The organism is uncultured Aquimonas sp., from assembly GCF_937888285.1.
Taxonomy (GTDB): domain Bacteria; phylum Pseudomonadota; class Gammaproteobacteria; order Xanthomonadales; family Xanthomonadaceae; genus Aquimonas.
The window spans coordinates 1-17,844 of sequence record NZ_CALART010000086.1 but is presented as its reverse complement, the minus strand read 5'-3'; the positions used below and the strand labels follow the sequence as shown (position 1 = coordinate 17,844).

Here is a 17,844-nt window from a genome sequence, read left to right as displayed (position 1 = left end):
GGCGGGGCACGCTAGCACGCGCCCGAGCGCGGCGTCCGTTGTCGCTTTGTGCGCTAGTTGTGGCCGTCAACAGCGACGTTACCGAAACGTTACCGCCACGGGGCCCTGGCGTGCGGACAGCGCCGCCCAGCCTCGCCACACTGCCGCCCCGACCCGCCAGCCCGCTGTCGGCGCCGCGCCGACTGCCGTCCATGCCGTCGACCGCGGTCGGCGCGGGCGTCGGGTCGCGCGCCGCTCCTTCCCCTGTTTCGAGGTTTCCATGTCGATGCGTCCGCTTTCCCTGTGCCTGCTGCTCGCCCTTCCGCCCTGCTCGGCGCTTGCCCAGACCGCCACCTGGCGCGTCGTCGCCGGCGAGAACGCCCAGGTGCTCGCGCCCGACCTGCCCGCCGGCAGCTTCCGCGACCTGCAGGACGTGCTGCTCGGCGACCGCGGCGCGGAGCAGATCGGTTTCCGCGTCGCCTCGCCGACCGCCCAGGTCGGCTACTGGGCGTTCCAGGCGGGTCGCTTCCAGCGCTGGGCGCAGTTCGGCAGTGCCGGTGCCGGCGGCCCCGGCCGCACGGGCGGCGAGTCCGCGCACCAGTTCCTGAGCTTTGGCAGCGACTCCGGCGACGCCGGCAGCGATGGCCAGCGCCTGCTGCGCGCCCGCGCCGGCGATCCCGCCAACACCGCGGGCGCCAGCTTCGGCATCTGGCGTTGGAACGGCCAGGGCAACATCGAGATCGCGCGCGGCGGCACCGACGGCCCGCTGGGCCCCGGCCTCGGCACCGACTGGGTGTTCCGCACCAACACCGCCAGCTTCGCCGACGCCCAGATGCTCGACCAGGGCCGCCTGCTGCTGGTCGGCACCGTGGTCAGCCCCGGCGCGATCGAAAGCCGGCTGGTGGCGCGGCATGTGCCGGGGCAGGGCAACCGCCCCTGCCTGCGCACCACCGCGCAGGAGCCCGGCCTGTCGCCGGGCCTGAGCCCCGGCGACAGCTTCGCCAACTTCACCCAGGGCCTGGACCGCTTCGTCAGCGCGTCCACGGGTCAGGTGTTCGGCCTGCTGCCGATCAGCGGCGGCGGCGAGGGCCTGTTCGCGATCTGCGACGGCGCCCCCGCTGCGCTTGCCGTCACCAACCGGATCGGCGCGCTCGGCCCGGACAGCGGCGAGGCCAACACTCTGTTCCTCGGTTTCTCGCGCCTGCGCCCCTCGCCCACCCAGGGCCTGCTGTTCTCGGCCGACTGGCGCGTCAGCGGCGGCAGCACCCGCGTCGGCCTGTTCCAGCACCTCAACGGCCGCAACCTGCCGATCGCCTACAACGACGCCGGCGGCCAGCTCGGCCCGAACTGGCAGAACTCGACCTGGACCGCGTTCACCGCGCTGAGCGTGGCCCGCGACTGGCTGGCCTATACGGCCAACGTGCGCACCAGCGAAGGCGGCAGCGCCACCGGCCTGTGGCGGCAGCGCGTCGGCCAGGCGCCGGAGCTGGTCGCCCTGCTCAGCCTGACCGCCACAGGCTACATCCCCGAGTTCGGCCGCACCTGGCGCAGCTTCGACGCCTTCGCGGTGCTCGCCAACGGCGACATCGTGCTGAATGCCACCACCAACCCCGACATCGTCCGCGACCTGTGGCGGCTCGCGCCCGGCCAGAACCCGCAGCGCCTGCTGTCCAGCGGCCAGACCCTGTCGGTGCCCACCGCCAGCGGCCCCGCCAGCACCAGCGTGACGAGCTTCAGCCTGCCTGGCGACGGCCTGCCCGAAACCGGCCGCGACGGCTGGGTCGGCGCCGACGGGCAGCTGCTGGTGCGCGTCAACACCAGCAGCTTCGGCAGCCTGCTGATCAGCCGCCGACTGGACGTGCCCGACCCCAACCAGGTCTTCCGCAACGGCTTCGAGTGAGCGTTTGGCTAGGCGCGGCGATCGGGAAGGGCCCGATCGCCGCGCGCGGGCCGGGCGGAGTAAGCAACAGGGGCGAGGCTCGCCCACGTGGCGCCCGATCGCGGCGTAGGGCCGGGTGCTCAGACTCTCGACCTTCAAGACCGTCCGCCCTGAGTGCATTGGCGTTGAGGGCCGTCGGCGAAGAGCTGGTAGATGCGCTGCGCTTATCTACCCTACGCGCACGGTGCCCACCGACCTCGCCGCCGCATGGCGTCCTTCGAGATGCTCTGCGCGATCTGCTGTCTCTGTGAACGAGTGTCCTGCAAGCAGCCTTTGATCGAATCGAAGGGCGCGGGCTGAGCCAGCGGGCTTCGATCCAGCCGCGGCGTCACCCGAATTCGTAGGGCGGATAAGCGCAGCGCATCCGCCAGCGAGTCCGCAAGAAGCCAAGCGCGCAACGAAGTCAGCAGGCGCAGCAAACCCACCGCGCGCGCCCAACCCCGTCGCCCCAAGCCCGTCGCATCAATCCCGTCGCCCCCGCGAATGCGGGGGCCCAGTAAGACACCCCGGCCGCAGGCCGACCTCATCCCAAACCCAAGGCCTCCTCCGGCCCCGCCGCGAACCGATCCGCTCCATTCCACACATAGCGCCGCAGCACACACATCCGATCAGCGCCGCGCGGCACGTAATCGATCACGTTCACCGAATTCGGCGCCCCCGGCCGCACCCGGCTCGACACCGCCGTGCCCGCGTTCACCGCCCAGGCCCGCCCCTGCGGCGGCAGTGCCGCGGCGAAAGGCCAGTGGATGTGTCCGGCCAGGAACAGATCGGCGCCCGCCTCGACCCAGGACGCCAGCGCGGCCTCCGCCCCGTGGCAGCGGTTGTGCAGATCCTGCGGACGCGCCGCCCACAGCGGCTGATGGGTGACCACGATCTTCAGCGTCTCCGCCGCCTGCGCGCGCAGCTCGCTCGCCACCGCATCGACCTGCCGCGGCGAGACCTCGCCATCGATATGCCGCCGTCGCCGCGTGCTCTTGACGCCGATCACGCACAGTCCCGGCAGCTGCAGGCGAGGCTCCAGCACCTCGATGCCCAGACCCTCGCGGTAGCGCGCATAGGGCGTGAACAGGCGCTGCCAGAGCGCGAACAGCGGCACGTCGTGATTGCCGGCCAGCACCAGGCGCGGCACCGCCGGCAGCGCCTCAAGAAAGGCCCGCGCCGCCGCGAACTGTGCGCGCGTCGCCCGCTGGGTAATGTCGCCCGAAACCACGATCGCCTGCGGCGACAGCGCGTGCGCCAGCTGCACCAGCGCCGACACCAGCGCCGGCTGCTCGGTGCCGAAATGCGTGTCCGACAGATGCAGGATCCGCGTCATCCGTCCTCCTGTTCGTCCGCGCGCCGCCGCGGCACCAGCAGCGGCAGACGCGTCTCGCACACATCGAAGCGCAGGGGCGGGCGCATGCGCACCACTTCGCCATCCAGCGCTACGCGCAGGCTGCGGCGGCTGCGCGTCGGCTGCACCAGCAGCGCGTCGAACACAAAGGCCTGCGCCCGCGCATCGTTCTGCCACTGTCCAGTCAGGCCGCGCAGGGCCAGGCCTAGCAGCTGCAGGCGCGCCTGCGGCCGCAGGGTGAAGCCGAGCAGTCGGCCGCCGTCCACCGCCTCGGCCTCGGGCAGGCCGAGCTGCTCCAGCTGCAGCCGGTTGATGCCGGCGACGAAGCTCAGCACCTCCTCTCGGCGCTCGCCATCGTCGTCGCGCAGGCACAGCTGCAGGCGCGGATGCGGCCGCAGCAGCGTGTTGAAGCCCGCCCACAGCGCGACCAGGCGCGAGCGCCCGAGCCGGCGCTTGAAGCGCTCGCGATCCTGCAGCAGGCGCCGGTACAGGCCGATGCTGGCGTTGATCAGGAACACCCGATCGTTGACCCGCCCCACCGGCACCTCGCGCAGCTCCGCGTCCAGCAGATCGCGCGCGGCGGTCTCGATGTCTTCCGAGAGCCCCTGGTTGCGGCCGAAGAAATTGAAGGTGCCCTGCGGCAGCGCCCCGAAAGGCAGGCCCGTGCCCAGCACCTCCTGCACCACCGCATTGATGGTTCCGTCGCCCCCCGCCGCCACCACCGCGCCGCGTGAAGCCCGCGCCGACGCTATCGCCGCGGCGATCTGCTGCGGCAGCTCGCGCGGATGCCGCACCAGCCGCACCCGCACCTCACGCCCGCCCTCGCGCAGCACCCGCTCCACGCAGTCGCGCCGCGCCTGCGCCTCGGTACGGCCGGAGCCGGCGTTCATCACCACATCGAAGCTGGGTATGGGCTGCATGGGAGCGCGAAGTCAGTGTGGGCGGACAGCACTAACGCAGGCTGGCGGAACGCGCGTCGAACGGGAGGGCGCGAGGCAGTCCAGCAGCGCGCCGAGGTCGGGCCGCCCGAGCCGCAGGCGCGAAAGCGCCACCGAACGGGCCAAGCGCAGCCCGTACCCCACAGCAGCGCGCCGAGGTCGCTGCAATGGAGGCTGCGTGGCTCGCCCCAGCAGTTCCGTCGAGCCCGGCAAGCGCAGCGTTCAAGCGCGCACCGCAGGTCGGAACCGCACTAGACGCTCCCCTCGCGCTCGATCACGAGGATGCGTGCCTCGCCGATCGGATGGGCGACATGTTCCGTGCCCACCGTGGCGTAGAACACGTCACCCGTCTCAAGGACGGTGCTGTGCTCCTGGCCCGCTTCGCGATATCGCATCTCGACCCGACCATCGAGAACCGCGAACACTTCTTCGCCGTCGTTGACATGCCACCTGTAGGGTTGATCCGTCCAATGCAGGCGCGTAGTGATGCCGTCCATGTTCGCTATGTCGGCGGCGCCCCACGCACGATCGGCCTTGAAGCTGCGGCTGCGGAAGACTTTCATGCGGTCACGAACCTTGAGTTGAGTTGAGTTGGAAGAGCGGCTGGGCAGACCTGCCCGCACGTCGTTGATCCATCGGCCCCCTCTCCGGCGCGCCAGAGCGACGATTGGACCGACGTCTGGCAACCCCGAGGAGTCCAGACCCACTAGCGCACGGCGAGCAGGGCTCCCACGGTCGCCAGGCCAATCAGCGCCGCGCCGATGGCCAGTCGAAAAGTCTGCGCGACCTAGCGCTGGATGCCTGCCTGGATCGCATTACCCTGCTCACCCGCGGCCTGCGGCCGGTAGACGCAGAACCAGGCCAGCACCACGCCCGATACGATCAACACGAGCGCAACCGAGAAAGGTACGCAGCCAAAGGCGCTGGCCACAGCGGCAAGCGCGACCGCAAGCGAAAGGACGGTGGGATAGATCGGTAGTTCTGGCACGGCGCACTCCGGCAGTTGCTGGCGTTCCGTCGGCTTTCACCGCGAACGGCGGAAATGTATCCGCAACCTGGCCTCAGTGGACCTTGGGAACAGCGTGGGCATCTTCACATCTGCAAGCGCTCAATCCGACGCCGGCGTCACGGAGGGCTGATAGCGCACGCTGCACACGAAGGCGCTTTCCTCGGATTCAAGCCGCGTCGACAGCCGGAATTCGTACACCCCCGCATCGGTGAACACGCGCTCGATCGACTCATCCTCTCGCCCTGCGAGGCCCAGCAGATCGGCGACCGGCAGCCGCACCTCGGTTGCGCGTGCGAGCTGTTCCGCCGACATCAGTCCAGGCGTGCCAGCCGGTGCCGCGTCCACCACCAGCACCAGCGGGAAACTGGCACCCGGGCGAAGCACCGCCAGTTCACGTAGCGCGCTCGACTGCTTGCTCAGCACCAGGGTGTCGCCGGGTCGGACAACGCTCGGGCCGCATCGGAACACCTCGGGATCACTCCAGAATGCGGTCTGCGGCGCCTCGCTCTGTGCAGGCAGCGCAAGCATTGCTGCAGTGGCGATGATCAGACTCATGGCGAGGAAAGTTTGTGGGGGATGGATTCGCCAAGGCACGCAGCGCTGGTGCCGAGTCACGGCTCGTCCCCGCCCTCGAAGCGCAGATAGGCGAGGTGCTCGAGCGGCTCGCACCTGGCCGGCAGCGGGCGTGCGAGGTGCTCCTCTTCGATGCCCCACGGCGCCGGGAAGTCGGCAATGACCTCAGTCGCAGCGCGCGAGCCGCACTCCCGGGCCTCCTCGCTCGGCTCACCCACATACTCGAAACGCAGCTTGACGATCTTGCTGATCGGGTCGGCCTCGATCGAGGCCGCGCGCAGCTCCGCATGCACTTCGCCGAGCAGGGCCCGCTGCAGCGACAGCAGCAGATCGATACGGGTCGGGGAACTGTTCATTTCAGTGATTTCTTGGGGGGCTGCCCATGATGCTCGCGAACCCCGGGCTGCCGCCCACAAGCCCTCCGGGCTAGGTCACGGTCGAAGCCGCAGACAGCCGCCTTCCGTACCTGCGCTTGCGCTCCTCGGTGTAGTCCCAACAGGGCCGGGGCTCTGCGCCCGCCAGGAAATCGGTGACCGACATCAGCACATCGAGCACGCAGGGGTCCTGGCGCGTGCCCGAGGCGATGCAAAGGGCCTGGTACAGATGCCAGGGATCCGCCCCGACGAGCTGCGAGGGCTGGGTGAACCCGAGACGCTCGAAGTCGCGCGCCGATGCCGGCCCGATGTTCGGAAGGTCGGTGAACTTTGCGACCCTGCTTCTGACGACCTTGGCCGGATGCATCGCGGTGAACACCTCAGTTGAGCCGGGACGCGGAGACGCTGCAGCGACTGCGAACGGCAAGGCCAGCCCAGCGCGAAGACCTGTCCGCACCAGCACTCTGCCACGCGCCTGTGGCGCGGCTCCAGGGTCTGGGCAGATGCGGTGGGTCATGTGGCGAAGCAACACTTGAGGCTGGATCCCATGCAGAAGCTGCACGCTGCCGGCCGCTTTCCAGACCCCAGCCTTCCAGGAGTGCCGCGAGCAGTCCGCAGGCCAACGTCAAGGCTCGCTCCAGACATGGGCCAGGTAGTCGATACCGGTCGCTGCAGCGAACGGGTCGGGTGCCGCAACCAGCTCGATCCGCTTGCGGCCTGAGTACGCACGCGACAGCGCATGCGCGGGGAAAGCGATGACGAGCCTGCGCGCGAGCGGCGCTCCCGACTCCGTCCGTACGTCGAGCAGCGTGGCCCGGTCGACCTCACCACCGTGCTGCAGGCAGTCGGGCGTGGAGTCCACGAGTTGCCCGCCCTGGCAGTAGTCCCGAAACCAACCCGTGAACACGGGCTGAGAGACCACGCCCACCACGGACGCCGGCAGCTCCAACCGTGGCGGCAGCGCGGCGCAGCCGCACAGCGCCCAGGCAGACAGCAGCGCCAAAGCGATACGAACCCACTTCACATCCCTCTCCTTTGCGCTGACAAGCCATGGGCAGGAACGGTCGGTTGAAAAGGGCTCATTTCCTGCGCCATTGAGGAAAGAATGAGCCAATCAATTTGCTCGCTATCTTGGCCCAGCTTAGGTGGTGACAAATGCTCGCCCATAAGGATGGGCATCGATCCCCAAGTCAAGAGCTCGTCGCGGGAACGGGCATTGATCCCCAAGTCAAGAGCCGTCGCCCCCGCGAAGGCGGGGGCCCAGTGACTTTCGCTCGCACGCCAAAGGCAAAGTCGCTGGATTCCCGCGCGCGCGAACGACAGAACTCCTTAACTTTGGGTGGATTGGCATGGGCATTGGCTGGTTTGCTCGAATGGATTGCGGCATCACGCGTCCTGTCAGATATGACAGGTTGTGAGATTAGGCCCCCCTCGATAGGCTGCGAAGACGCTCAGCCTGAGGGCTGCCGAACCGCATTTGACGACGGTGTTGATTGGCTGGTGAAGCCCCTGCAGCACTGGGCCTCACTGACCCTGCGCGGCCCAGCGCACTCACATCCATATTGAGCCTGGGAGCAGGGCCGCGCAATTCCCGCTTCATGGCGTGATGTTGCAGTTTCATTTCGGCCACGGGGGCGTTTGGCGCCCAACTTCGATACCCGTCAGTACTGCAAAAGCGTCATTCACCGGCTCCAGAATCCTCCGGCCTGCATCCGGGCTACGTTGATGTTGACGTGTCAGCAGTACTCATTCATCCACCCTGCGAGATGGCCATGCCCAGTCAAACACAGAGTACCTACAGCGGTGATTTATCGAGCTGGATGTCGGGCTTGGACGATACCTTGACAATGACCCAGCTGTCGGTGCCGGGCACGCACGACTCAGGCACGCAGAAGATTTCCGCCGGCCCAGCCCACACGCAGAACTTCGGCATCGCCCAGCAGCTTGCGGACGGCATTCGCTTCCTGGATATCCGCCTTGCCAAGAACTCGGCCAAGACGCCGGGTGATCCACTCCAGGTCAATCACGGCAAGGTGTCGTGTGACATCACTTTCGGCGATGTGCTCAACGATTGCAGCGCCTTCCTCGGCACAAATCCGCGCGAAGTCGTTTTCATGCTGGTCAACGATGCCTCGGGCGACGCAACCGCTACCACGGTCTACGACGGATTCCAGGCCTACCTCAGCAACAGTGCCTACCAGACTCTGCTGTGTGTAAGCGCGACACCGGCCCAGCTCGCGCTGTCGGAATTGCGCGGCAAGGTGGTCCTGCTGCGTCGCTTCTTCGCGCCGGGTGGCGTTGAGCTGGGCTTGAACCTGCAGCAGCAGGGCACAAAGTTCGCAGGGGTCGGTTGGACCAACAACTACAGTGAAACTTTCAACACCACCACGCCCGACGGCCAGACCACGCTGCATATCGAAGACCAATACAAAACGCACGATACCAGCAAGAAAATGCAGGCGGTTTCCACAGCACTGGACAAAGCGGCGGCCACTCCGCCGGATGGCGTGTTGTACCTCACCTTCAACAGCATCGCTTACGCCGGCATTCCGGCGAGCACGCCCTACCAGTACGCGTGGTCGGTCAAGGGCGCGATGAACCCTGCCCTGCAGGCGTACTTCTCGAACAGGTTTGCGCAGACGCCGGGCCCGGCGCGCCTGGGCTTCGTCATGCTCGACTTCTACAACAACGAAACCGGCCACCTGGACAACCGCAATGTGCAGACGGTGATCGGCGCCAACTTCGCATAGCGCGCGTCAGTGCGGTTTCAGGACTTCGCGCAGTGCCACCACAGAGGATGCAACAGACATGACGACCATGCACGACAACGACTTCACCTTCAACTTCCCCGGCTTGACGCACGTGGGCTTTGTGGAGCGTGACCACTCCATCAGCAGCGGCCAGCCCTATGGTGGCGTCAGCATCAAGAACAGCACCACCGTGACGGTCAAAGCCGGGCGGCACAAGACGTCGGAGGTGGCGCACTGGTTCAAGCAAGCGGTGCAAGGCGGTGGCGGCATCGCGCTGACCTATTCCGACACCTCGCCCGAGGAGCTGAACTTCGCCGTGCGCGGCACGCTGACCCTGGTCATCAACAACGTGACCTACACCGCCGAAAACTTCGTGCTGGCGCAAGGCAGCACCCCGACCGGCGGCAATAACTGGTGGCTGGGGTCGGCACAGATGACCGCCATCACCCACAGCAATGTCACCCTCGACTATGCGACCGCTGTAGTGGAAGCGACCCTGGGCTATGTGGTCGACATCGTGACCGAAGACCCGATCGGCGCCGTTGAAGACAGCGCAAAGCTGATCGTCGCGGCGCTGCAAAAGCACAAGGTCGGCTCGGGCCAGGTGCCCTTTACCCTCAGTACGGCGAGCAACGCCGTCGAACTGCTGCTGTTCCAGGTGTCGGAGAACCACGACACCGATGGCTCGATACTCACCGGTACCTACACGGCGCCATAATCCGCTTCTCGCTTTAGCCGCGGGGCGAAGAAATAGCAATCGGGAAAATACGCACAGGCCGCTTCATCGTGATGAAGCGGCCTGTTCTTTTTGCTCGGGACTGGGTCCGGAGCGGGGTGACGTACACTTTCCATTACGGAGAAAGTGAACCAGACTCCCCTATTGAACCGCGACCTGACAGGGCGCTCAACTACTCGCGCTCGCGCTCGCGCTCGCGCTTGCGATTCGGGTCCTCCCCGCTCGCGGACTCCAGAGCGCTGTGCGTGCTTGGGAAGAGCGCCATCAGCACGCGCACACGCGCCGCCGCCGACAAGAAGACGAGTGCGTAGAAGCACACCGCGGCCGCCAAACCCGAAAGCATCCGCGCAGCGATGTTCAAGTCGGCTCCGTACATGCAGGTGAGGCCGAGACCCACACCCATGAAAACAAGCAGAATCGTTGCAGTGAGGGAAATCCAACGTGGAGTCATGAAATGCGCCGCTCTAGCAGTTGGCCAAAAAAAGGGGGGTAGTCCTCTGTTGGAGAAACTGAACCTGACCCCTTATTGGCATCGAGACGGTATCAGCCCGCCTTGCGAAAGCCGAAGCGCGTTCTCCAAGCATAGAGCGCCCCGGGAAGTCCGAAAAAGAGCATGAACAACAGCGCATTGAGGGTCGAAGGCTCGGCGCGCGACGACGAGGCGACCGGGCCTGCGCTCAGCGTAGAGGCGAGATACCACACGCCCGAGCCGAAGACGACGGCGCCAATGATGCTGCCGACAAACTGGCGAGGGCGTCCTTTCGAAATACAGGCAAACGAGATCAGAAAGCAGAAGCCGGCGAATGCGTAGAAGAAAAGCCGCTTATCGCCTTCTTCGGGAGACGCGACGAGCACCATCAGTGCGCCGATAAGCAAAGTGAATCCGCCTAGAAGTAGCCGGGCGCCGAGGCCTAAGTCCTCGCCTGCCTCCTGGGCTGCTTGAGTGCTCATGGATAACCTGATGATTTGAGTGAAGATGGCGGCGCGAACGTGGTCGGGCTCATTCGCTATCGCGAAGAAAGTGAACCTGAACCCTTTTTGGTGCGGATTCCGGGCGGCGCAATGGTGACCCCGTTATTGCTTTAGATCTCCTCTGCGCCGCCTTGTTCTTGCTCTTCAGGTGGTTCGCATTTCGCCTCGTACTCGAAAACATAATCGCCAACTGGTAAGCGCACTCCAAGTTGCTTGCTTATGATGTGAATGTTGAAGTCATAGGTGGTTCCGGTACCCACATTGAGCGAATAATCCGGCAGCGTGCTTGGACCACTCACCAGCCTAGCGTTTAGCTGTGGGACCTCAACCATATTTGGTGCCAGGTGGCCGCTAACGGTGAAGTTTCGGACCGGACGCCGGAGCGCCACAAAGAGCCTGCCTGCGTTACCAAGCGAAGTTCTGTCTTTAGCATCTTGCTTTTGGAGCACGACCGCTGCCTCAAGCTCTGCGCGCCATCGACTGACAGCTCGAATTTCCTCAATTGCATTCTCATTGATGGGCTTCTGGGCTCGTTGGAGAGAGTACTCCAAGAATTGCTCAGTCTGATAGATATGAATCCGTTGGCCGCATGCCGCAAGCGCCTCCCGCAAGAGCTCTGGTCGGGGTCCGGTGGTTCTTCCGGATATCCTTTCCCACCAGTCCTCTTTTCGCTCGGAAGTTACGAGAACAACCGATCGCTTCGCTTGAGCGGCGTGATCGAGTATTTGCTTCCAAAGGTAGTAGTCGCCGTATGAACGATCTTCATCCTTCTCGTCGTCCGCGTAGCCCGGAGGAATCCTCTTCTCCTTTCTCTCCTCCGCCGTAGCTCTGATCGATTCTCGCTGATCTTCCGGAAAATCATCTCCAACAGCTCCATCAAAAATCTCCGCAAGCTCCTTAAGAATAGGATCATCCTGCAGAAACTTCGGATACTCGCTCTTTGCCACAGCAATTTTATCTTTCGCTTTGGTCAGTGCCGGGGCAATTGACTCGGCCAGTTCTCTCGCAATTTCTGCAGGAATAATCCGATTCCCCCTAAGCTGACTGGCGACCCCTTCCAGACTTGCCGAAAGTTTGCTCACCTCCTCTTCAGCATTCTTGAACGACTTCTCAGATGAAACAATTACCTTGGTCCTGTTTCTAAAGAACTCTGTGGCCGCCTGATAAGACAGCCACTTCGAACCTTCAAAACCTCTAATGCTCGCCAACAGGCTGTCGCGTGTCTCTTTGTGATATCGGTAGAGGTCGAGCAAGACGTTTGTGTCGACCGAGAGGACACCGCTCTTCCAAGCCTTTTCGATCTCACACTTGCTTGGTGCGAAGTACCAACTGAACTTTGAGCGCATGTGAGTTCTCTGGTGAGGAGGTGAGGTCGCCGGGAACACCGCCGCAAAATCGGGCGCCGCGTAAAGCGGCCGCCAGCTGCCATACTTTCAACAGATATCCAAGCACCTCCCGGCGGTCCGCTTGAACGCTTACTTGGGCGGCAGCACTAGAAGGGAATATCTGGAAAGATTTCGGGATTTTCGCGCTTCAGAGCGAACTTGTCCTTGTTGGCCAAAACCCAAGTCCACCCAGATTCAGAGATTGAGTAACCCAGGTAGGGGTCACCCGACTGATACTCGTGGAAGGTGTTGACGGTGACCAGCCCCTTCTCCGACAACGAACGAAGCGCAAGCGTTGCAGCAAGTCGAGTGAAGCCACTCGCCTCCATATCTCTCTTGATCTGATGTGGAGAAGCGTGATCCTCCGGATGATCAAAGTTCTGTGCAATCGTAGCGAGCGCAACCACCTCGAACTGGTCGAGCCCGTCAAACTTGGTCAGCTTCGTTGCTTGAGCGACACTCGATACCGTTTCTGCTCTCTTTAAGTAAGCGGTAATGCGACCGGTAATGGCCTTGCCTAGACGTTCATAGTCGCTTATGGATTTCGTCTTGTAAGTGAGTATGGACCGATGCTGTACATCGAATGGAAACTTCGTAGCTCTCTCGTCTGAGCAGACCAGCACTACTTCCTTTCCGGCGGAGATCGCATACCCAAGTTCGAACCAAACGTTGGGGTTGTCAAGAGTGATCTCAGCTAGACACAACTGAGAGTCTCGAATGCCCCTCTCAATGTCTTGAATCGGAATACTTACGGACGGATCTTGGTCTACTCGATATGGCTCGAGGCCAGAAGCCCTAATTGCAGGGGCAAAGACCTCCTCGTAGCGACGGTCAAAGGTTCCGCCATCGAAAGGCTGCATCACAAAGCATGTAGTCACGGAAACCTCTCAATTGCCGCCCAGCTCAGTGCAGGCGTCAAAGTGGCGTCTAATCTGCGGTATGACTGGGGCTCCAAGCCGTCCGCCCCAAAAAAGCACGACCTTATTCGGACTGCTGCGCCTTGTGCGCGGGATAGTTTGCGGCCTAATCGGGTGAGCCCACCGCACCACTCTCGAAACGCTTGGGGGACGTTACCGCACCCCACCACCTGACTCAACCGCGCCTCGCGTCTCAGTGCGACTCTGCTGCGCCGTATCCATCTAGGCCTCTAAGCCTCCAATCAATCCTCCAACCCCGCCGACCGACCAAAGCCAGCCGGCGGGGCCAACCCAGCCCTACTCCCCCAACCCCCCATGCTCCTCAAACCAGCGCTTCACCTGCTGGTACCAGAACACCGAGTTCTGCGGCTTCAACACCCAGTGGTTCTCATTCGGGTAGTACACATACCGCGTCGGCACGCCCTTCATCAACAGCGTCTGATACAGCTCGACGCCATGATTCACCGGCACCCGCAGGTCGTTCTGGCCATGCACCACCAGGGTCGGCGTCTTGAAGTTCGCCGCGTGGTAGTGCGGTGAAGTCTTCTCGATCATCTCGCGGTTGGCCTCTTCCCAGAACCCGCCAAAGCGCGGCATCTCGGTGGCGAAGTCGGCGGCGTACTGGGTGTAGAGGTTGTAGACCGCGGCGTGTGCGACCAGGGCGCGGAAGGGGTGTTCGCGGCCCAGGATCAGGCTGGTGAGGTAGCCGCCGTAGCTGCCGCCGCCGGCGACCATGCGCTCGGTGTCGATCCACGGCTGCTGGGCGAACCACTCGGCGGCCTTGATCACGTCCTCGTAGGGCTTGTCGGCCCAGTTGGGGTTGATCGAGTCGGCGAAGTCCTGGCCGAAGCCGGAGCTGCCGTGGAAGTTCGGCCAGGCGGTGACATAGCCCCAGCTGCCGAACACCTGGGCATTCCAGCGGAAAGCCATGCCGTTGGTGATGGCGTTGTGCGGGCCGCCGTGGATCAGCATGAAGAAGGGGTACTTCTTCGTCTTGTCGAATCCCGGCGGGTAGTTCACCCACATCTGGATTTCGGCGCCGTTCGCACCGGTGTAGGTGACCGACTCGTAGGTGCCGAAGTCGGTGGCGGCCAGCAGGGCGTCGTTGATCGTCGACAGCTTGGTGGTGCTGCCGCGGCGGGTGTCGATGGAGACGAGCGTCGGCGGTTCGATAAAGGTCTGGCGCAGGCCGACCAGGCGGCCGGACTTCGACAGCGCCAGCGAGCCGATGGATTCCACGCCGGTCAGCGCGCGCGGTGCGCCCTGCAGCGGCAGCTCGTAGACGCGCTCGGTGCCGGCGTCGTCGATCGAGGCGTAGAGGCGTCGGCTGTTGTCGGCCCACAGCGCGCCGCTGATGCTGCGGTCGAAGTCCGGGTACAGCTCGCGGGTGTCGCCGCTGCGGCGCTCGCGCAGCATCAGGCGCATGCGGTCGGCGTAGAAACCCTTGATGCGCTGCTGGCTGTAGCTCAAGTAGCGGCCGTCCGGGCTGTAGGCCGGGCTGCCGTCGTTGGCCGGGTTGTCGGCGGTGAGGTTGTTGGCCTCCGCGCCGCCGATCGCGACGGTGAACACGTCGAGGTTGCTGCGGTTCGGAGCGGGGTCGGAATCGGCGACGAAGGCCAGCTCGGTGCCGTCCGGCGACAGCGCGAACAGTGCATCGGTGCCCATGACCGAGCCGCGCGGCAGGCTCAGGCCGGTCGGCTGCGTGAGCGCCTGCACTTCGCCACCGACGGCAGGCACGGCGAAGACGTGGAACTCGCGTTCGTCGAGGTACTGGTCCCAGGCGGTGACCGAGCCCTCGAACACGCGTGCGGTCATCTTGCTGGTGCTGCGCTCTTCCAGGCGCTTGCCCTGTTCGGCCAGCGGCAGGTCGGTGAACACGCGCGAGACGAAGGCGAGCCGGCTGCCGTCGCCGATCCACTTCGGGCTCTGCACGCCGGTGGCCAGGGTGGTCAGGCGCGTGGCTTCGCCGCCGTCGATCGGCATCACGTACAGCTGCGGCGCCTTGTCGTCTTCGCGCTGGGCGACGAAGGCGATGTGCTTGCCGTCCGGGCTGAACACGGCGCCGCCCTCGTTGCTGGTGTGGGTGGTGAAGCGGCGCTCACCGCTGCCGTCGGCGTTCCAGAGCCACAGGTCGGTATAGCCGCGGTCCTCGGCCATCACGAAGCGCGTCACCGGCGCGACGATGCGGCTGCCGTCGGGCGAGATCGTCGGCGTGCCGAGGCGCTGGATCTCCCAGCTGCGTTCGACGGTGAACGGTTGTTTGGCCGCGGTGTCCGCGAACGCGGGCAGGGCGGCGGCCAACAGGCCAAGGCAGATCAGGTGTCGAAGCATCACGGGCACTCCCCCATCGGAAAGGCCCGATGCTGGGCGGGGTGCGCGCGCGGATCAAGTGCCAGGGGCGTTTGGGATGCCTGGCGGGTTCGCGGCTGTCACGCCGCCGCCACGATCCGTGCACATGGGCGCAGCGCCACGGGTCGCAGCGTGGTGCGCGACACGCGAACCCTACCGTGTGCGGGCTGCGCCAATCCGTGGGGTGCGCGTGTGACGTACCGGTCGTGATGACATCGTGCGGTGACGGCACGACGAGGCGGACGCTGGGCGACTGCGCTTTGGTCACCCTGCCGCGACAATCTCCGCCACCTTTGCGCCCAGCACCTGCGCGAACACGCGCGGGTCGAGTTCGACCTGCAGGCCACGCTACCCGCCGGGGCCCGAGGCTGTCACGCCGCCGCCACGATCTCCACCACCTTCGCGCCCAGCGCCTGTGCGAGAAACCACGGGTCGCGGCGTGGTGCGCCGCAGGCGCACCCTACGGTGTGCGGCTGCGCCAGTCTGTAGGGTGCGCGTGTCGCGCACCGGCCGTGGTGAAAGCGTGCGGCGACGACTTGACGCGACGGACGCTGAGCGACTGCGCTTTGGTCACCCAGCCGCCACCACCTCCACCACCTTTGCGCCCAGCACCTGTGCGAACACGCGCGGGTCCAGTTCGAGCTGCAGGCCGCGCTGGCCGCCGTTGCAGTAGACGGTGGCGTGGGCGAGTGCGGAATGCTCCAGCACCACCGGCACGCGCTTCTTCTGGCCGAAGGGGCTGATGCCGCCGACGTGGTAGCCGGTGATGCGCTCGGCGGTCGGCACCGGCAGCATCGCGGCGTGTTTGCCGCCCAGCGCTGCGGCGAGCTTCTTCAGGCTGAGCTCGTGGTCGACCGGCAGGACCGCGCAGGCGGGTTTGCCGTCGAGTTCGACCATCAGCGTCTTCAGCATGCGCGCGGGTTCGATGCCCAGCGCGGCGGCCGCCTGCAGGCCGACGTTGGCGGCTTCGGGGTCGTAGTCGTAGGTGTGCAGACGATATGCGACCTTCGCGGTATCGAGCATGCGGGTGGCGGGGGTGGCGCGGCTCATCGTGGGGTTCCGATCGAGGCGGCGGGTGCGCGGCCGTGTGGGGTGCGGTGGGGCGGAGCTCATGGTGGGCCAGGGCCCACCCTATGGCGCTTGAGGGCGCGGCGCGCGATTACTCGTCGTCATCCGCCGGCACCGCGGTGGCGCGGCCGTCGACGGTGAGCTTGGCGGCCAGCAGTACGGCCTGGGTGCGCGAGTGGGCGCCGAGCTTGCGCAGGATCGCGGTCATGTGGGCCTTGATGGTGGCCTCGCTGACGTTCAACTCGTAGGCGATCTGCTTGTTGAGCAGGCCGTTGCAAACCATGGTCAGCACGCGGTACTGCTGCGGCGTGAGTTCGGCGACGCGCGCGGCCAGGGCTTCTTCTTCCGGGTCCAGCGAGACGCCCGAGCCGCCGATGCCCGGCGGCAGCCAGGTGTCGCCGTCGAGCACGGCGTGGATGGCGCGGCCGATCTGTTCGACATCCGCCGATTTCGGGATGAAGCCCGAGGCGCCGTGGCCGAGCGCGCGGCGCATCAGCGCGGGATCTTCGCGCGCCGAGACGATCAGGATCGGCAGGGTCGGAAACGCCGCGCGCAGGTGCACCAGGGCCGAGAAGCCGTGTGCGCCGGGCATGTTGAGATCGAGCAGCAGCAGCTCGGCACGCGGATGCCGCGCGGCCAGCTCGCTCAGGCTGTCGACCGAGTCGGCTTCGAGCAGGCGCGCATCGGGCAGGATTTGCGCGACCGTGCGGCGCAGGGCATCGCGGAACAGGGGGTGGTCGTCGGCGATCAGGATGTCGCGCATGTCTTCGCTGGCAGCGTGCGCCGGGTCGGCGTCCGCCCAAGCCTGCCCCAAGCCGTCGCGTTCGTCCATGCCGCTGCCATCACAGCCGATTCGGGCCATGGCGGTGTTCTCCGTGTGGGCTGCCGCGCATGGCGCGGTAAGTGCTGGTGGACCCGCGTGCAGGCGGCGCTGTGCGTCCGCGCCACCTGCACTCGGTGCCCAGCCTTGATGCTCCGACTACTTCAGGAAGCGCTCGCGCACCAGGTTCTCGACCACGCTCGGGTCCGCCAGGGTCGAGGTGTCGCCCAGCTGGTCGGGCTGGTTCTCGGCGATCTTGCGCAGGATGCGGCGCATGATCTTGCCCGAGCGCGTCTTCGGCAGGCCCGGTGCCCACTGGATGAAGTCGGGCGTGGCGATCGGGCCGATCTCCTTGCGCACCCACTGCGCCAGCTCACGGCGCAGCTCCTCGCTCGGCTGCTCGCCGGCGTTCAAGGTGACGTAGGCATAGATGCCCTGGCCCTTGATGTCGTGCGGACAGCCGACTACGGCGGCCTCGGCGACCTTGGGATGCGCGACCAGCGCGCTCTCGACCTCGGCGGTGCCCATGCGGTGGCCGGAGACGTTGATGACGTCGTCGACGCGGCCGGTGATCCAGTAGTAGCCATCGGCATCGCGGCGCGCGCCGTCGCCGGTGAAATAGGTGCCGGGGAAGGTCTTGAAGTAGGTGTCGATGAAGCGCTGGTGGTCGCCGTAGACCGTGCGCATCTGGCCGGGCCAGGA

18 protein-coding genes and 1 pseudogene are annotated in these 17,844 nt (G+C 65.5%); 3 read left to right on the top strand and 16 right to left on the bottom strand.

Annotated elements, in window-relative coordinates:
* Positions 1-259: 259 nt before the first annotated feature.
* A complete protein-coding gene (locus Q0654_RS15780) occupies positions 260-1,879 on the top strand; it encodes a hypothetical protein (RefSeq protein WP_298855637.1) in 1,620 nt (539 codons plus the stop codon).
* A gap of 562 nt (positions 1,880-2,441) precedes the next feature.
* Here Q0654_RS15780 and Q0654_RS15775 read toward each other — a convergent pair.
* The 8 genes from Q0654_RS15775 to Q0654_RS15740 all read right to left on the bottom strand — a co-directional run bounded on the left by Q0654_RS15775 (position 2,442) and on the right by Q0654_RS15740 (position 7,169).
* Positions 2,442-3,233 (bottom strand): metallophosphoesterase, encoded by a 792-nt coding sequence (locus Q0654_RS15775; RefSeq protein ID WP_298855634.1) that lies wholly within the window; start codon positions 3,231-3,233, stop codon positions 2,442-2,444.
* Positions 3,230-4,171 (bottom strand): diacylglycerol kinase family protein, encoded by a 942-nt coding sequence (locus Q0654_RS15770; protein WP_298855632.1) that lies wholly within the window; start codon positions 4,169-4,171, stop codon positions 3,230-3,232. Before Q0654_RS15770 ends, Q0654_RS15775 begins: the two co-directional genes overlap by 4 nt.
* Positions 4,172-4,440: 269 nt before the next feature.
* Entirely contained in the window at positions 4,441-4,752 is a 312-nt protein-coding gene (locus Q0654_RS15765) for a cupin domain-containing protein (RefSeq protein ID WP_298855630.1), read from the bottom strand.
* Between the two features lie 224 nt (positions 4,753-4,976).
* Positions 4,977-5,177, bottom strand: coding sequence for a hypothetical protein (locus Q0654_RS15760; protein ID WP_298855629.1), 201 nt, complete (start codon positions 5,175-5,177; stop codon positions 4,977-4,979).
* Between the two features lie 120 nt (positions 5,178-5,297).
* Positions 5,298-5,753 carry a hypothetical protein gene (locus tag Q0654_RS15755; RefSeq protein ID WP_298855628.1) on the bottom strand — a complete coding sequence of 152 codons (456 nt, stop codon included), beginning with the start codon at positions 5,751-5,753 and terminating at the stop codon, positions 5,298-5,300.
* 56 nt (positions 5,754-5,809) lie between these two features.
* Entirely contained in the window at positions 5,810-6,127 is a 318-nt protein-coding gene (locus Q0654_RS15750) for a hypothetical protein (RefSeq protein ID WP_298855626.1), read from the bottom strand.
* A gap of 70 nt (positions 6,128-6,197) precedes the next feature.
* Positions 6,198-6,512 (bottom strand): helix-hairpin-helix domain-containing protein, encoded by a 315-nt coding sequence (locus Q0654_RS15745; protein ID WP_298855623.1) that lies wholly within the window; start codon positions 6,510-6,512, stop codon positions 6,198-6,200.
* 258 nt (positions 6,513-6,770) lie between these two features.
* A complete protein-coding gene (locus Q0654_RS15740) occupies positions 6,771-7,169 on the bottom strand; it encodes a hypothetical protein (protein ID WP_298855621.1) in 399 nt (132 codons plus the stop codon).
* An 805-nt stretch (positions 7,170-7,974) separates the two neighbouring features.
* On the opposite strand from Q0654_RS15740, the gene Q0654_RS15735 reads away from it, so the two are divergent.
* Together Q0654_RS15735 and Q0654_RS15730 are read left to right on the top strand one after the other, a co-directional pair.
* A complete protein-coding gene (locus Q0654_RS15735; RefSeq protein WP_298855619.1) occupies positions 7,975-8,895 on the top strand; it encodes a phosphatidylinositol-specific phospholipase C domain-containing protein in 921 nt (306 codons plus the stop codon).
* A 58-nt stretch (positions 8,896-8,953) separates the two neighbouring features.
* Positions 8,954-9,613, top strand: coding sequence for a hypothetical protein (locus Q0654_RS15730; protein WP_298855616.1), 660 nt, complete (start codon positions 8,954-8,956; stop codon positions 9,611-9,613).
* A 190-nt stretch (positions 9,614-9,803) separates the two neighbouring features.
* Here Q0654_RS15730 and Q0654_RS15725 read toward each other — a convergent pair whose 3' ends face one another.
* The 8 genes and pseudogenes from Q0654_RS15725 to Q0654_RS15690 all read right to left on the bottom strand — a co-directional run.
* Entirely contained in the window at positions 9,804-9,992 is a 189-nt protein-coding gene (locus Q0654_RS15725; protein WP_298855614.1) for a hypothetical protein, read from the bottom strand.
* A 182-nt stretch (positions 9,993-10,174) separates the two neighbouring features.
* Positions 10,175-10,582, bottom strand: a complete 408-nt coding sequence (locus Q0654_RS15720) for a hypothetical protein (protein ID WP_298855611.1) — start codon at positions 10,580-10,582, stop codon at positions 10,175-10,177.
* Positions 10,583-10,713: 131 nt separating this feature from the next.
* The gene (locus Q0654_RS15715; protein ID WP_298855609.1) at positions 10,714-11,949 is read right to left on the bottom strand and encodes a PIN-like domain-containing protein; all 1,236 of its coding nucleotides are present in this window, start codon (positions 11,947-11,949) and stop codon (positions 10,714-10,716) included.
* Positions 11,950-12,095: 146 nt separating this feature from the next.
* Entirely contained in the window at positions 12,096-12,848 is a 753-nt protein-coding gene (locus Q0654_RS15710; protein ID WP_298855607.1) for a hypothetical protein, read from the bottom strand.
* A gap of 354 nt (positions 12,849-13,202) precedes the next feature.
* Positions 13,203-15,236 (bottom strand): S9 family peptidase, encoded by a 2,034-nt coding sequence (locus tag Q0654_RS15705; protein WP_298855605.1) that lies wholly within the window; start codon positions 15,234-15,236, stop codon positions 13,203-13,205.
* A gap of 588 nt (positions 15,237-15,824) precedes the next feature.
* Positions 15,825-16,304, bottom strand: a complete 480-nt coding sequence (ybaK, locus tag Q0654_RS15700) for a Cys-tRNA(Pro) deacylase (RefSeq protein WP_298855603.1) — start codon at positions 16,302-16,304, stop codon at positions 15,825-15,827.
* A 109-nt stretch (positions 16,305-16,413) separates the two neighbouring features.
* Positions 16,414-17,085 carry a response regulator transcription factor gene (locus Q0654_RS15695; RefSeq protein WP_298855669.1) on the bottom strand — a complete coding sequence of 224 codons (672 nt, stop codon included), beginning with the start codon at positions 17,083-17,085 and terminating at the stop codon, positions 16,414-16,416.
* Between the two features lie 216 nt (positions 17,086-17,301).
* Positions 17,302-17,844, bottom strand: a pseudogene (locus tag Q0654_RS15690) (AMP-binding protein); the annotation flags it as partial.